The 13,980-nt window shown below is 62.9% G+C and carries 14 protein-coding genes and 1 pseudogene; 9 read left to right on the top strand and 6 right to left on the bottom strand.

Going from position 1 to position 13,980, the window contains the following annotated elements; all coding sequences use genetic code 11:
* From V7N12_RS07810 to V7N12_RS07795, 4 genes and pseudogenes are all read left to right on the top strand, one after another.
* Positions 1-278: pseudogene (locus V7N12_RS07810) on the top strand (ABC transporter permease); the annotation flags it as partial.
* A 98-nt stretch (positions 279-376) separates the two neighbouring features.
* Positions 377-2,449 carry an ABC transporter ATP-binding protein gene (locus tag V7N12_RS07805; RefSeq protein WP_333713842.1) on the top strand — a complete coding sequence of 691 codons (2,073 nt, stop codon included), beginning with the start codon at positions 377-379 and terminating at the stop codon, positions 2,447-2,449.
* A gap of 120 nt (positions 2,450-2,569) precedes the next feature.
* The gene (ssb, locus tag V7N12_RS07800) at positions 2,570-3,061 is read left to right on the top strand and encodes a single-stranded DNA-binding protein (protein ID WP_333713841.1); all 492 of its coding nucleotides are present in this window, start codon (positions 2,570-2,572) and stop codon (positions 3,059-3,061) included.
* 3 nt (positions 3,062-3,064) lie between these two features.
* Complete coding sequence (locus V7N12_RS07795; protein WP_333713844.1) at positions 3,065-3,391, top strand: hypothetical protein; 327 nt, start codon at positions 3,065-3,067, stop codon at positions 3,389-3,391.
* 36 nt (positions 3,392-3,427) lie between these two features.
* Here V7N12_RS07795 and aroB read toward each other — a convergent pair whose 3' ends face one another.
* The gene (gene aroB / locus V7N12_RS07790) at positions 3,428-4,537 is read right to left on the bottom strand and encodes a 3-dehydroquinate synthase (RefSeq protein ID WP_333713840.1); all 1,110 of its coding nucleotides are present in this window, start codon (positions 4,535-4,537) and stop codon (positions 3,428-3,430) included.
* Positions 4,537-5,094 carry a shikimate kinase gene (locus V7N12_RS07785; protein ID WP_333713839.1) on the bottom strand — a complete coding sequence of 186 codons (558 nt, stop codon included), beginning with the start codon at positions 5,092-5,094 and terminating at the stop codon, positions 4,537-4,539. The genes aroB and V7N12_RS07785 overlap by 1 nt, the downstream gene beginning before the upstream one ends.
* A 147-nt stretch (positions 5,095-5,241) precedes the next feature.
* On the opposite strand from V7N12_RS07785, the gene V7N12_RS07780 reads away from it, so the two are divergent.
* From V7N12_RS07780 to V7N12_RS07765, 4 genes are read left to right on the top strand one after another with little or no spacing between them, the layout of a single operon-like run.
* Complete coding sequence (locus V7N12_RS07780; RefSeq protein ID WP_333713838.1) at positions 5,242-5,394, top strand: hypothetical protein; 153 nt, start codon at positions 5,242-5,244, stop codon at positions 5,392-5,394.
* Positions 5,384-6,916, top strand: coding sequence for a hypothetical protein (locus V7N12_RS07775; protein ID WP_333713837.1), 1,533 nt, complete (start codon positions 5,384-5,386; stop codon positions 6,914-6,916). The genes V7N12_RS07780 and V7N12_RS07775 overlap by 11 nt, the downstream gene beginning before the upstream one ends.
* Positions 6,913-7,851, top strand: coding sequence for a site-specific tyrosine recombinase XerD (locus V7N12_RS07770; protein WP_333713836.1), 939 nt, complete (start codon positions 6,913-6,915; stop codon positions 7,849-7,851). Before V7N12_RS07775 ends, V7N12_RS07770 begins: the two co-directional genes overlap by 4 nt.
* A 54-nt stretch (positions 7,852-7,905) precedes the next feature.
* The gene (locus V7N12_RS07765) at positions 7,906-9,204 is read left to right on the top strand and encodes an HlyC/CorC family transporter (protein ID WP_333713835.1); all 1,299 of its coding nucleotides are present in this window, start codon (positions 7,906-7,908) and stop codon (positions 9,202-9,204) included.
* Here the strand turns inward: V7N12_RS07765 and V7N12_RS07760 are convergent.
* Positions 9,191-9,949 carry a gamma-glutamylcyclotransferase gene (locus V7N12_RS07760; protein WP_333713834.1) on the bottom strand — a complete coding sequence of 253 codons (759 nt, stop codon included), beginning with the start codon at positions 9,947-9,949 and terminating at the stop codon, positions 9,191-9,193. The genes V7N12_RS07765 and V7N12_RS07760 overlap by 14 nt on opposite strands.
* 94 nt (positions 9,950-10,043) lie before the next feature.
* Positions 10,044-11,579 carry a helicase HerA-like domain-containing protein gene (locus V7N12_RS07755; protein WP_333713833.1) on the bottom strand — a complete coding sequence of 512 codons (1,536 nt, stop codon included), beginning with the start codon at positions 11,577-11,579 and terminating at the stop codon, positions 10,044-10,046.
* A gap of 400 nt (positions 11,580-11,979) precedes the next feature.
* Between V7N12_RS07755 and V7N12_RS07750 the strand changes: the two genes are divergently transcribed.
* Positions 11,980-12,564: an invasion associated locus B family protein gene (locus tag V7N12_RS07750; RefSeq protein WP_333713832.1), complete on the top strand. Its 585-nt coding sequence runs from the start codon at positions 11,980-11,982 to the stop codon at positions 12,562-12,564.
* A gap of 27 nt (positions 12,565-12,591) precedes the next feature.
* On the opposite strand, the gene V7N12_RS07745 is transcribed toward V7N12_RS07750, so the two are convergent.
* Entirely contained in the window at positions 12,592-13,806 is a 1,215-nt protein-coding gene (locus V7N12_RS07745; protein ID WP_333713831.1) for a beta-ketoacyl-[acyl-carrier-protein] synthase family protein, read from the bottom strand.
* The coding region (locus tag V7N12_RS07740; protein WP_333713843.1) for an acyl carrier protein at positions 13,806-13,980 on the bottom strand (175 nt) is incomplete at its 5' end. The genes V7N12_RS07740 and V7N12_RS07745, both read right to left, overlap by 1 nt.

Raw genomic sequence — 13,980 nt, 5'->3', positions numbered from 1 at the left:
TCATGCTGTGGGAGATCCTGCCCAATGCGCGCGGGCCGCTGATCGTCGATTTCTGTCTGCGGATCGGCTATACCACGATCCTGCTGGGCACCTTGGGCTTCTTCGGTCTGGGGCTGTCCTCGGAAAGCCCTGACTGGGGATCGACCATCAACGAGGGGCGCAAGCTTCTGCTGGTCTTCGCCCACCCTGCCCTGCCTCCGGCGATGGCGCTGCTCAGCCTTGTTCTGGGGCTGAACCTGCTGGCCGACGGGCTGCGCGAAGAGAGCCTGAAAGATTAATCATCGGGCAAGGCACCGCCCCGCCTTGCCCGACGTTTTGCCGACGTGATGCCGACGTGATGCAGCAAGCTCAAACGGCCCCTCGAAAGGGACATTGAATGACCGACCAACCCATCCTCGAAATCGACAAGCTTTCGATTTCCTTCTTCACCCGCCTGCGCGAAATCCCCGCCGTGATGGACTTTTCAGCCACCGTCATGCCGGGCGAAGCCCTTGGTCTTGTTGGTGAATCCGGCTGCGGCAAATCCACCGTGGCGCTGGGTGTGATGCAGGACCTTGGCGTGAACGGCCGCATCGTCGGCGGGTCGATCAAGTTCAAGGGCGAAGAGATGAACACCATGTCGCCCGAACGCCTGCGCGAGATCCGTGGCAAGGATATTGCCATGATTTATCAAGAACCTATGGCCTCGCTCAACCCTGCCATGCGGATCGGCAAACAGTTGATGGAAGTGCCGATGATCCATGAAGGCATCGGCGAGCAAGAGGCCTACAAACGCGCGCTGGAAGTCGTCAGGGACGTGAAACTCCCCGATCCCGAACGGATGCTGCGCAGCTACCCGCACCAGTTGTCGGGCGGCCAGCAGCAGCGGATCGTCATCGCCATGGCGCTGATGTCCAAGCCCGCGCTTCTGATCCTGGACGAGCCCACAACCGCCCTCGATGTGACGGTCGAGGCCGCCGTGGTCGAACTGGTCAAGGACCTTGGCAAGAAATACGGCACCTCGATGCTTTTTATCAGTCATAACTTGGGGTTGGTGCTGGAAACCTGTGACCGTATCTGCGTGATGTATTCCGGCGAGGCGGTGGAACGCGGCAGCATCGAAGACGTTTTCGACACGATGCAGCACCCCTATACGCAGGCGCTGTTCCGGTCCATCCCGCTGCCCGGCGCCGACAAGAACGCCCGCCCGCTGGTCGCGATCCCCGGCAACTTCCCCCTGCCCCATGAACGTCCCCTCGGCTGCAACTTCGGCCCGCGCTGCGATTATTTCGAGGTCGGCCGCTGCGATCAGGGGTTCATTCCAATGGCGCAGGTCGAAGGCAACGACCGCCACCAGACCCGCTGCCTGCGGTTCAAGGAAATCGACTGGACCGCCCCGCCGCAGGTGGAAGCCAAACCGCCGAAGCCGGAACCGGGCAATGTGGTCCTGAAGATGGACAACCTCAAGAAATACTACGAGGTCGCCGCCAACGCGCTCTTCGGGGGGGGCGAAAAGCGGGTGGTGAAAGCCAACGAAACCCTCAGCTTCGAAGCCCGCGAAAGCGAAACGCTTGCCATTGTCGGCGAGTCGGGTTGCGGGAAATCCACCTTCGCCAAGGTGCTCATGGGGCTGGAAACCGCGACAGATGGGCAGATCCTTCTGGAAAATCAATCCATTGGCGATGTGCCGATCGAAAAGCGCACGACCAAGAATGTCGCCGACATCCAGATGGTCTTCCAGAACCCCTTCGACACGTTGAACCCCTCCATGACCGTTGGACGGCAGATCATCCGCGCGCTGGAAATCTTCGGCGTCGGCAGCAACGACGCCGAACGGCGCGAGCGGATGCTACAACTGCTGGACCTTGTGAAACTGCCGCGCGCCTTTGCCGACCGGATGCCGCGCCAGCTTTCTGGCGGTCAGAAGCAGCGCGTCGGCATTGCGCGCGCCTTTGCGGGGGATGCCCGCATCGTGGTGGCGGACGAACCTGTCTCGGCGCTCGATGTGTCGGTGCAGGCGGCTGTGACCGACCTGTTGATGGAAATCCAGCGCGAGCACAAAACCACGCTGCTTTTCATCAGCCATGACCTGTCGATCGTCCGCTACCTCAGCGACCGCGTGATGGTGATGTATCTGGGCCATGTGGTGGAACTGGGGACGACCGATCAGGTCTTTTCGCCACCCTACCACCCCTATACCGAGGCGCTGCTCTCGGCGGTGCCGATTGCCGACACCAAGATCGCGAAAAAGCACATCGTTCTCGAAGGCGATATCCCTTCCGCGATGAACCCGCCGTCGGGCTGCCCTTTCCAGACAAGGTGCCGCTGGAAATCCAAGGTCGCGGGTGGGCTGTGCGAGAAAGACGTGCCGCCCGTCCGGCAACTGGGCAATGGCCATCAGATCAAGTGCCATCTCTCGGACGAGGAACTCAACCAGATGGAACCGGTGATCCAGATCGCCGCCGAATAGGTCACCGCGCAGCACAGGCGAGGGCGTCCCATCGGGGCGCCTTCAACGCATCGTTAACCTTGTTGCGCCATGCAGGGTCTGTCACAAAAGCGTCGAACAGGAATCGCAGGGGGTGCCGTCATGGCCGGATCAGTGAACAAAGTCATTCTTATCGGGAATCTGGGTGCCGATCCCGAGGTGCGGACGTTTCAGAACGGCGGCAAGGTCTGCAACCTGCGCATCGCCACCTCCGAGACGTGGAAGGACAAGAACACCGCCGAACGGCGCGAAAAGACCGAATGGCACTCTGTTGCGATTTTCTCCGAACCGCTGGCCCGCGTGGCCGAACAGTATCTGCGGAAAGGCTCCAAAGTCTATATCGAAGGACAACTTGAAACCCGCAAGTGGCAGGATCAGAGCGGTCAGGACCGCTACACGACCGAAGTTGTGCTACGCCCCTATAACAGCACGCTGACGATGCTGGACGGGCGCAGCGACGGTCAGGGCGGCGGTGGTCAGGGCGGCGGCTATTCCGGCGGCGGCGCGTCCTATGGCGGCAGCAGCAGCAGTGGCGGTTATGGCGGCGGTGCCCCTGTCGGCGCGGGCGATATGGACGACGAGATCCCCTTTTAAGTGATGGAGGTCGCGCCGGAACTGCAAATTGTGATCCTGAACGCCGTCATTCTCGGCGTCGCCTATCTGGGGATTTATCCAAGCCTGCAGACCAAGACGCTGAACAAGATCATGCTGATCGATGTCGTGCTGACGGTCCTTGCGGTTGTCGTCGCTGGGGCGTGGTTCATGGGAACGGATGTGCGGTTCTCGCTGATCCTGTTTACGACGAACTGGTTTGTCTTCACGCTGGTGACGCTCTTTGCGATGGAAATGCCTGCCTTCTTTTGGTTCATCCGCAAACATGGCATCGGGCTGGATCTCGACGACAAGGACGACGACGATCGCTGATGGGGGCCTTGGCCCCATGCCTGCCGCACCATCGATCTAGGTGCGCAGGGCATCCTGCAGGACGGCAAGAACAGCCTCGCGCGGGACATCAGAGGTGATGAAGACGGCACCAATCCCGCGCGCCAGAATGAACCGCAGCTTGCCGTCCTTCACCTTCTTGTCCTGCCCCATCATGGCCAGCAGCGCTTCGGCATCCGGCAGATCGCCCGGAATGTCGCGGATATCGACCTTCATGCCCATCTCGCGCAGATGCGCGCGCAGGCGGCTGGGGTCTTCCTGACTGCACAGCCCCAGCCGCGCCGACAGCTCGAACGCCAGGGCACAGCCGATTGCCACGCCTTCACCATGCAGCAGCCGGTCCGAATACCCCGTTGCCGCCTCGAGCGCATGGCAGAACGTGTGCCCGAGGTTCAACAGCGCGCGGTCGCCCTGTTCGGTCTCGTCGCGCTGCACGATCTCGGCCTTCATCTCGCATGACCGCTGAACCGCGCGGACGCGGGCGTCCATGTCGCCACGCGCCAGCGCGGGGGCCTCGGCCTCGAGCCAGTCGAAAAAGGCAGCATCACCCAGCAGCCCGTATTTCACGACCTCGCCATATCCGGCAAGAAAGTCACGCGCGGGCAGCGTGCCCAGAAGCGCTGTATCGGCCAGCACGAGACTTGGCTGATGGAACGCCCCGATCAGGTTCTTGCCGCTGGGCGAATTGATGCCTGTCTTGCCCCCGACAGAGCTGTCGACCTGCGCCAAAAGCGATGTCGGGATCTGCACGAAACGGACACCGCGGCGCAGGATCGCGGCGGCAAAGCCCGCCAGATCGCCGATCACCCCGCCACCGAAAGCGACGACGACATCGCCGCGCTCGACCTTTTGCGCCAGAAGCCACTCGACCGATTGTTCCAGATGGCGCCAGCTTTTGGTCCCTTCCCCCGCAGGCAAGACCAGCGCCTCGGCGGTCAGCCCATCTGCGGTCAAGGCATCCTGCAAAGCCGCCAGATGCAGCGGCGCGACATTGGCGTCCGTCAGGATGCAGACGTGCTTGCGCCCGCCCATGGCCGCAATCAGCGCGCCCGCCTGATCCAGCACGCCCGGACCGATCAAGATGTCATAGGCCCGACCGGGCAGGTCCACAGGCACAGTCACATGCATCACTTGTTCTCCAGAATATCAGGGCGCGCGGCCAATGCCCCAAGCACCGTCTGCATCGTCTCGGTGATCGAGGCGTCGGCCGCGACGCGAATGTGCAGACCGGCCTGCCGATAGATCGGGGTGCGCTTGTGAAAGATCTCGGCCAAGGTCGCCTTGGGGTCCGCGGTCCGCAACAAGGGCCGCGTATCCTTGTGGCGCACGCGTTCCCACAAGGTGGCAAGATCGGCATCAAGCCAGACCGCGATCCCCAGATCGGCAATCGCCGCGCGGTTCGCTTCGGACAGAAACGCCCCGCCCCCGGTCGACACGATCCCCGGTGGACCCGACAGCAGGCGGCGCAGCACCTCTTCCTCGCGCTTGCGAAAGAAGTCCTCGCCATCGCGGGCGAAGATTTCCGCGATGGTCGCGGCGGCGGCCTCTTCGATCGCGGCATCGCTATCGACGAAAGGCACGTCCAGTTCGGCCGCCAGCGCCCGCCCGATGGCGGTTTTGCCGGACCCCATCATGCCCACAAGCACGACAGTTCTGGTCAACCGGTAGCGATGGCTGGCGGACATATCCGTCCCTTCGGTTTCGGCAGCCCCCTGCCGCAGCAAAAATTAATCCACGAAGGCCGTGATCTTGGTTCAAAGGGGATATATACTCCCTTCAACAGTTGGGGAAGAACCCACATATGTCAGGCAGGCAATGAAGCGAGGCAAGCGATGTGGCGGTTGATCAAAGCGGTATTCTATCTGGTCGTGCTTTGTGCGGTCGCACTTGTCGCCTATGCCTATCTCGGACCATTGTTCTTTCCGGCTGACTTTGCTGCCCCCGCCCAAGAGGTAACCCGCCCTGTCACACTGGATGCAAACTAAGGCCCTGACCGCCGCCGCAGTTTGGCTTGCGGTGTCTCCGGCATTGGCCCAAGGCCCCTCGCCGGGCGAGCCCTTGTCGGCCATCGACTGGCTGTCGCGCAGTGTCGAAGAGGCCCCGCCGCCCGAGCCACCCGTGGCCGAGGCCGTGACCTCGCCAGATATCGTGACGACGCCGCTGGCCGAACCGTCAAAGGATCCGGTCGGTATCTTGCCGCCGCGTGTCACCGGCCTGCCACGGACCTTGTGGTCCGCAAGCCCCGAGGCCGACCTCGTGGCACTTGTCCGCAGCGAGCGGGTCGATATGCTGCCCGCCCTGCAGGACTTTCTGAAGGTTCTGATGATGGCCGAGGCCGATCCGCCAGGCGATGCGGGGGCTGATGACGCGCTTTTTCTGGCCCGTGTGGACAAGCTTTTGGACATGGGCGCGCTGGAACAGGCCAAGTCGCTGATCGAACAGGCCGCGCCCGATACCCCGCCGCTGTTCCAGCGCTGGTTCGACGTGGCGCTGCTGACCGGCACCGAGGACGCGGCCTGCGATGTCATGCAGGAAACGCCCTCTATCGCGCCGACCTATCCCGCCCGGATCTTCTGCCTTGCGCGCAGCGGCGACTGGCCGCTGGCGGCCCTGACCCTGAACACCCACCGCGTTCTGGGCGACATCTCGCCTGCGGAAGAGGCGCTCTTGTCGCGCTTTCTGGATCCCGAACTTTACGAGGGCGAGCCCGCGCTCGATCTGCCCGAACCGGTCACCCCGCTGACCTTCCGCATGCACGAGGCGATCGGTGAACCGATTGCCACCGGCCAGCTTGCGCTTGCCTTTGCCCATGCCGACCTGCGCTTTACCGCGCCCTGGAAGGCGCAGCTCGATGCGGCCGAACGGCTTGCCCGTCATGGTGCGGTGTCGGAAAACGTCCTGCTGCGGCACTATACTTCGCGGACGCCTGCGGCCTCGGGGGGGGTCTGGGATCGCGCGGCGGCGGTGCAGCGTTTTGATGTGGCGATGCTGGCGCGCGATGTCGATGCCATCGCAGATACGCTGCCTGCGGCATGGGCGGCGATGCGCGCCGCGCGCGCCGAAATCCAGTTTGCCAAACTCTATGGTGCGGCCCTGCAGGATCTGCCGCTGCGCGCGGATGCCGCGGCACTGGCGGTCGAAGTCGGTTTGCTGTCGGCCGCCTATGAACGCGTGGCGCTTGCCAGCTTGCGGCGGGATCTGGATGTGGACCCTTTCCTGATCGGCGTGGCGCGCGGCACCCCCGACAGGGCCCTTGCGACAGGTCCATCCCAGATCGCGGTTGCCGATGCCTTTGCGACGCCCGAGGTTCCACAGAACATCGCAAGGCTGCTGGAAGAAGACAAACTGGGCGAAGCGCTGCTGATCACGCTGCGTCTCTTCAGTGCCGGGACCGAGGGTGACTTGCGGTCGCTGATCTCTGCGATCGGCGTTCTGCGCAGCCTGGGGCTGGAGGATGTGGCCCGCCGCGCGGCCCTGCAATACCTGCTTTTGAACCGCACCATATGACCGCGCCCACCCAGATGTCCCGTTGGGTGCAGGTGTTTCTCGAAGCACAGGCAGCCGAGATGGACGCCGCGCAGAATACGCTTTTGTCCTATGCGCGGGATCTGCGGGGCTTTGCCGACTGGCTGCAGGCGCAAGGCACGGATTTCGCCGACGCCTGCCGCTCCGACGTCGAGGATTACCTGATCGACTGCGAGACGCAGGGTCTGGCGAAATCTACCCGTGCCCGCCGTCTGTCGGCCATCAAGCAGCTTTACCGTTTCGCCTTCGACGAGGGCTGGCGCGCCGACAACCCCGCCGTCCAGATCAAGGGCCCCGGTCGGGCTCAGCGCTTGCCCAAGACCCTGAGCATCGCAGAGGTGGACCGGCTGCTGGACGCCGCGCGCGCGTCTCCGAAAGAGACGTTGCGCAATACCTGCCTGATGGAATTGCTTTATGCCACCGGCATGCGGGTGACGGAACTGGTCAGCCTGCCGGTCGCGGCGGCGCGCGGTGATCCGCGCATGCTTCTGGTGCGGGGCAAGGGCGGCAAGGAGAGACTGGTACCGCTCTCGCCGCCTGCGCGGCAGGCGCTTGCGTCCTATCTTGCCGAACGGGACGCCGCAGAAGAGACCGCGCGCAAGGCCGGCAAACCGCCCTCGCGGTTTCTGTTTCCGTCGCACGGCAAGGCCGGGCATCTGACGCGCCACAGGTTCTTTGGCCTGATCAAGGACTTCGCCCTGCGCGGCGGTGTCCCGCCGTCAAAGGTCACACCCCACAGGTTGCGCCATGCCTTCGCGACCCACCTGCTGGAAGGCGGCGCCGACCTGCGCGCCATCCAGACCATGTTGGGACATGCGGATGTGGCGACCACCGAGATCTATACCCATGTGGTCGATGCGCGCCTGAGAGACCTTGTTTTGCAACACCATCCCCTTGCCAAATCCCGCAAGTCTTGATGCGGGCTGCCGGACCCTCCATATTCGCGCATAGCGTTTTTGCGAAAGACCCCCATGGACCCCACGACCCTTGATGCCGCGTTCTGGATTACCTCCGGTGCGATTGCGGTTCTGCTGATAGCCTCTGCCTTCTTTTCCGGCTCCGAGACCGCGCTGACCGCCTCGTCGCGCGGCAAGCTGCGGGCGGCGGCCGACAAGGGCAACAAGGGGGCCCAACGGGCCCTCAAGGTCACCGAAGACAACGAGCGGCTGATCGGATCGGTGCTCTTGGGCAACAACGTCGTCAATATTCTTGCCACGTCGCTGGCGACGGCTGTTCTGACCCGTCTTTTCGGCCAGAACGGTGTGGCTGTCGCGACGCTGGTCATGACCGGACTTGTCCTGATCTTTGCCGAGGTGCTGCCGAAGACCCTTGCCATCACCTACCCCGAGTCCTTTGCCAGCCGCGTTGCCCGCCCCATCTCGCTGGTGATCCTGCTGTTTTCGCCCCTTGTCAGCGCGGTGCGCTATTTCGTGCGCGGGGTGCTGTTTGTCTTCGGTGTGCGCACCGACCCCGACAGCAACATTCTTGCCGTGCGTGAAGAGATCGCAGGCGCGTTGTCGCTTGGCCATTCCGAAGGGCTGGTCGAGAAAGAGGACCGCGACCGCATTCTCGGCGCGCTCGATCTGAACGAGCGGACCGTCGAGGAAATCATGCTTCACCGCTCGGGCATCGAGATGATCGATGTCGCCTCGCCGCCCGATGAAATCCTGAGCCAAATCCTGAAAAGCCCCTATACCCGCCTGCCGATCTTTCGTGGCGAGCCCGAGAACATCGTCGGCATGGTGCATGCAAAGGACCTGCTGCGCGCCATGCACAAGCTGCTGGACGGCGGCCAGAATCCCAAGGGTCTCGATGCCTTCGACATCATGAAAGTGGCGATGCCGCCCTATTTCGTGCCCGAGACGACGACGCTGGACGACCAGATGCGCAACTTCCTCAAGCGCAAGACGCATTTCGCGCTGGTGGTCGACGAATACGGGGCGTTGCAGGGGTTGATCACGCTGGAAGATATCCTCGAAGAGATCGTGGGCGAGATCACCGATGAATTCGACGACCACGAAGAGGACCTGATCGCGAAGACCGATGATGGCGCCTTCATCGTGGACGGCGGCATGACGATCCGCGACCTCAATCGCGCGCATGACTGGACCCTGCCGGATGACGAGGCGAACACCGTCGCGGGTCTGGTGATCCATGAGGCGCAGATGATCCCCGTCGAAGGACAGGTCTTTTCCTTCCACGGCTTCCGGTTCGAAGTGATCGCGAAAGAGGAAAACCGCCTCGCGACGCTGAAGATCAGGCAGTTGTGACGACGTGTTTCATGGGACGCCAAGCGCTTTGCCGTTCGTCTTTCGTCGCATCCAAGAGAGTTGCCACATAGGGATCGTTGATGCCTAGCAAAACAAGCCGTTCTGACAGCTCTTCAAGATAGTCGAAATTGCTGCCCAGAAACCCGCTTGCATGCGCGATCATCCGCGCCTTTTGGTCCATTGGCAGACCGGGGCGGATATCCTTGTGGTCCCTGTTCGCGACAAAGGCCAAACCCGTCACCGGACCTGCCCCTGTCTGCAATTCAAGCCATGCGGGACGATAGACCGGCATGAGCATTTCACGACGAAACAGGACAAAGGTTTCCTGTTCGATCTTTTCCTTCGGGATTCGGAAAGCGACACCTTCGCAGCAACCACCTTCGTCGATCGCAAGCATCAGCCCGGGTTCATCGACGGACCCCCTGCCGCCGTCATCCCATAGGCAGAAACTGCGCTGAAAGCCCTCGCATCTTGCCACGCGGACTTCGTCAAACTCGACGGACGGATCCCAGATCAGCGACCCATAGGCAAAGATCCAGAGGTCTTGGTCCCGGTGACCTTCCAGCCATTCGCGCCGATCTGCCTCGCGATCGTCGCAAGGCGTGCGCCAGTCGGAGGGAAAACCCGCTTCGGCCACCTGCTCGTCGACAGCCGCAAGGTCCATGTCACGGAAGAACGAGTCCGCGGCGGGTTTGATCTTGCCACGCAATTCGGGATGGAAGTGGTAGGGGTCGATGGCGTTCACGTCCGGCTCCTGCGCGGCTGACGGTCAAAACTCACGACCTTGTCCCGAACATCGGCCGAAGATCAGGGCCAGTCAATCATCAAGCACTGCGAAGCTACCGCCCCTTGAACAGCCCGCCCAATACCCCCCGCACGATCCGGCGGCCCGTGGTGCCTTTCAGTTCCTTCGCCACAGCCGAGGCGAGCGCACCCCCGAGGCTGTCGTCGGTGGACCGGCGCGCGGTGGACCTGCTGCTGGTGCGCCCACCGTCATAGCGCCGGGCCGCCTTGAACTCGCGTTCCTGTTCTTCCAGCCGCGCCTCTGCTTCTTCCGCCACTTCGGCGGCTTTCGCCGCGGCCTCGGCCCGTTTCTGCAGGATCTCGAAGGCGCTTTCACGGTCGAGCGGGTCGTCGTATTTGCCGGCCATCGCGCTCTGCGCCATTAGAAACTTGCGGGTGGCGGCGTCGATCGGGCCAAGCTGTGACGACGGCGGCCGGATCAGCGTGCGCTGGACGATCTCGGGGATGCCCTTGCGGTCCAGAAAGGATGTGACCGCCTCGCCCGTGCCGACCTGCTGGATCGCATCGGCTGTATCGAAGGCCGGATTGTCGCGGTAGGTTTCCGCGGCAGACTTGAGCGCCTTGCGGTCCTTCGCCGTAAAGGCCCGCAAGGCATGTTGCACGCGGTTGCCAAGCTGGCCCAGGACATCGTCGGGAATATCGGCGGGGTTCTGGGTGACGAAATAGACGCCCACGCCCTTCGACCGGATCAGACGCGCGACCTGTTCGACCTTGTCCACCAGCACCTTGGGCGCACCGTCGAACAGCAGATGCGCCTCGTCGAAGAAGAACACCAGCTTGGGTTTGTCGGGGTTGCCGACCTCGGGCAGTTCCTCGAAAAGCTCTGACAGAAGCCACAGCAGGAACGTCGCATAAAGACGCGGGCTGGCCATCAACTGGTCGGCGGCCAGAATATTGATCTCGCCGCGACCCTCGCGCAGGCGCATCATATCGGCAAGCTCCAGCGCCGGTTCACCGAAAAGCGCAGCGCCGCCCTGGTTTTCCAGCACCAGCAAGGCCCGCTGGATCGCACCGACCGAGGCGGCAGCGACGTTTCCATACCGCAAGGACAGGGCGCTGGCGTTCTGCCCGACCCAGACCAGAAGCGCCTGCAAATCCTTGAGATCGAGCAGCGGCAGACCCTCTTCATCGGCGACACGGAAAGCCACGTTCAGAACACCTTCCTGCGCGCCGGTCAGGTCCATCAGGCGCGACAGCAAAAGCGGCCCCATCTCGGCGACAGTGGCGCGGATCGGGTGGCCCTGCTTGCCGAAAAGGTCCCAGAAGGTGACGGGGAAACTGTCGTATTGCAGATCAAGCCCGATGGTCTGCGCCCGCGACATGAAAGGTTCATGCAACTTCGCCGCAGCCGATCCGCTGGCCGCCAGACCGGACAGGTCGCCCTTCACATCCGACAGAAAGACCGGGACACCGGCGGCCGAAAAAGCCTCGGCCATGATCTGCAAGGTGACGGTCTTGCCGGTGCCGGTCGCCCCCGCAATCAGCCCGTGGCGGTTGGCCTTGTCCAGCCGCATCACCTGCGGCTCGCCATACCCCTCGCCGCCGCCGCCAATAAAGATCGTCTCTGACATCCCTGCCCCCCTGATGTGTCCTGGCCAGAAGATACATTCTTAACCAATCGGTGCCAGTCTAAACCATGCAAGTGCGGCAACCGATGTTGCGGTTCTTGCGTTCCTCCCTGTCAGACTGCCGTGCCCTCGGGCACGGCTTTTTTCATCACGAAGCCGTTGAAAACCGGAACCGATCCGGTCTGCATTTCCGGTTGACGGTCAATCGTGCTTTGCGTAGCATTTTGCCAATTAGTCGGCCAAGTCCGACAGGGAGACGAAAAAGAGAGGGGTCCTTTAACGGGGCCCTTCTTCACCTTTCGGCCCCCGAAAATGTGAGCAGGGTTCTGCCAAACAACCGCGCGTTCACCCTGTTGATCACCGCCCATGCATGTTACGCAGCGCAAAACCACAGAGGTATATCATGCGCCATTTTCTCAAGCCCATCCTGTTCACCGCCACTTTGCTTTGTGCGACTGCCGCACAGGCACAGGACACCGCGGCCGAGAACAGCGGCGAGTTCGATATCGGCCAATCCGTCACACCGGCGGTCGGCGAGCCTTACATCCGCGAAACCCAAGGGGACTGGCAGATCAGGTGCATCAAGGCCGCCGAGGGCGAGCAGGAAGGCTGCAATCTTTATCAGCTCTTGATGAATGAAGACGGCGTCGCCGTGGCCGAATTCAACATGTTCCGTCTGCCCGAAGGCGGAAACGTCGTTGCGGGGTCAAACATCGTCGTGCCGCTGGAAACCTTCCTGCCCGCCCAATTGACCATCGCCGTGGATGGCCAGAACCCGCGCGCCTATCCTTACCGCTTTTGCAATGCCTCGGGGTGCATCGCGCGTGTCGGCTTTACGCAAGCCGAGATCGACGAGCTGAAGCGCGGCGCGACCGGTAGCCTGCGGATTGTTCCGGCATTCGCCGATGACGCCGAGGTCGTGCTGACCATTTCGCTGACCGGTTTCACCGCCGCCTACGATTCCATCGTGCCGCTGCCCGCCGACTAACGCCCAGGCCCCCAAGCGCGCCTTGCGTCATATGGCAAGGCGGCGCAGGGCCATGACGGCATTCAGCCCCCCGAAGGCAAAGGCGTTCGACAAGGCGACCTCGACCTTCGCCTCGCGCGCCTCGTTCGGGACGACATCAAGCGCGCATTCGGGGTCTGGTTCCTCGTAGCCGATGGTCGGTGCGACGATCCCGTCGCGCAGGGCCATGATGCAGGCCAGCAGTTCCACCGCACCGGTGCCGCCGATCAGATGGCCGTGCATCGATTTCGTGGACGAGATCATCAACCGGTCGGCATGGCTGCCGAAGACATCGGCGACCGCGGCGCATTCGGTCTTGTCGTTCGCCGCCGTGCCGGTCCCATGGGCGTTGATATAGCAGACATCGCCGGGACTGATCCGCGCATCCCTGATCGCCCCCGCGATGGCCCGTGCCGCCCCCTGCTTGGAGGGCATGACGATATCCGACGCATCCGAGGTCATGGCAAAGCCGATCACCTCGCACAGGATATCGGCACCGCGCGCCCGGGCGTGGTCGAAATCCTCGAAGACGAAGACTCCGGCACCTTCGCCCTGCACCATGCCGTTGCGCGTGGCCGAGAACGGGCGGCAAGCGTCCTTGGACATGACCCGCAAGCCTTCCCATGCCTTGATCCCGCCAAAGCAGAGCATGGACTCCGACCCGCCCGTGACCATGACCTTCGCCATCCCCGACCGGATCATGTTGAAGGCCTGCCCCATCGCGTGATTGGACGAGGCGCAGGCGGTCGCGACGGTGAAAGACGGCCCGCGCAGGTTCCATTCCATCGACACATGGCTTGCAGCGGCATTGTTCATCAGCTTGGGCACGATCAGGGGGTGGACCCGGTTCTTGCCCTCTTCATAGACGGCGCGATAGTTTTCATCCTGCGTCGTCAGCCCCCCGCCAGAGGTGCCCAGCACGACGCCGGACCTGTCCGCCAGCTCGCCCGAGAAGGTCAGGCCGGACTGCGCCAGCGCCTCGCGGGCGGCGATCAGGGTGAATTGCGTGAAGCGGTCATAAAGCGCGATCTGTTGGCGGTTGAAATGCGCCGTCTCGTCATAGCCCTTGACCTGCCCGCCGATCTGAATGGCCAGCCGGTCGACGTCGCGGATATCCAGCGGACCGATCCCGCAGCGCCCCTCGCGCATGGCCTCCAGCGTCGAGGGCACATCCCCGCCAAGCGGGTTGATCGTGCCCGCCCCCGTGATGACCACGCGGTGCATCAGGCGCTTTGCTCGGACGTCAGTTGCTCGACCGCCGCGACAATCGCCGCAATCGAGGAAATGTCGAAATCGCTCGCTTGCGGATCGTTCGCGTTGAACGGCACCGAGATGTCGAAGGTCTCTTCAATGGCGAAGATGCTTTCCACCAGTCCAAGACTGTCGATCCCGATATCC

The organism is Yoonia sp. (assembly GCF_036770585.1).
In the GTDB taxonomy this organism is placed as follows: Bacteria; Pseudomonadota; Alphaproteobacteria; order Rhodobacterales; family Rhodobacteraceae; genus Yoonia.
Note: the sequence above shows the minus strand (reverse complement) of the source record. Positions and strands in the feature narration are given on the sequence as shown.

What these genes read in the sequence shown, in the direction of transcription:
- V7N12_RS07805 (WP_333713842.1), top strand. Translation starts at nt 377, where the DNA reads ATGACCGACCAACCCATCCTCGAAATCGACAAGCTTTCGATTTCCTTC.
- ssb (WP_333713841.1), top strand. Translation starts at nt 2,570, where the DNA reads ATGGCCGGATCAGTGAACAAAGTCATTCTTATCGGGAATCTGGGTGCC.
- V7N12_RS07795 (WP_333713844.1), top strand. Translation starts at nt 3,065, where the DNA reads ATGGAGGTCGCGCCGGAACTGCAAATTGTGATCCTGAACGCCGTCATT.
- aroB (WP_333713840.1), bottom strand. Translation starts at nt 4,537, where the DNA reads ATGCATGTGACTGTGCCTGTGGACCTGCCCGGTCGGGCCTATGACATC.
- V7N12_RS07785 (WP_333713839.1), bottom strand. Translation starts at nt 5,094, where the DNA reads ATGTCCGCCAGCCATCGCTACCGGTTGACCAGAACTGTCGTGCTTGTG.
- V7N12_RS07780 (WP_333713838.1), top strand. Translation starts at nt 5,242, where the DNA reads ATGTGGCGGTTGATCAAAGCGGTATTCTATCTGGTCGTGCTTTGTGCG.
- V7N12_RS07775 (WP_333713837.1), top strand. Translation starts at nt 5,384, where the DNA reads ATGCAAACTAAGGCCCTGACCGCCGCCGCAGTTTGGCTTGCGGTGTCT.
- V7N12_RS07770 (WP_333713836.1), top strand. Translation starts at nt 6,913, where the DNA reads ATGACCGCGCCCACCCAGATGTCCCGTTGGGTGCAGGTGTTTCTCGAA.
- V7N12_RS07765 (WP_333713835.1), top strand. Translation starts at nt 7,906, where the DNA reads ATGGACCCCACGACCCTTGATGCCGCGTTCTGGATTACCTCCGGTGCG.
- V7N12_RS07755 (WP_333713833.1), bottom strand. Translation starts at nt 11,579, where the DNA reads ATGTCAGAGACGATCTTTATTGGCGGCGGCGGCGAGGGGTATGGCGAG.
- V7N12_RS07750 (WP_333713832.1), top strand. Translation starts at nt 11,980, where the DNA reads ATGCGCCATTTTCTCAAGCCCATCCTGTTCACCGCCACTTTGCTTTGT.
- V7N12_RS07745 (WP_333713831.1), bottom strand. Translation starts at nt 13,806, where the DNA reads ATGCACCGCGTGGTCATCACGGGGGCGGGCACGATCAACCCGCTTGGC.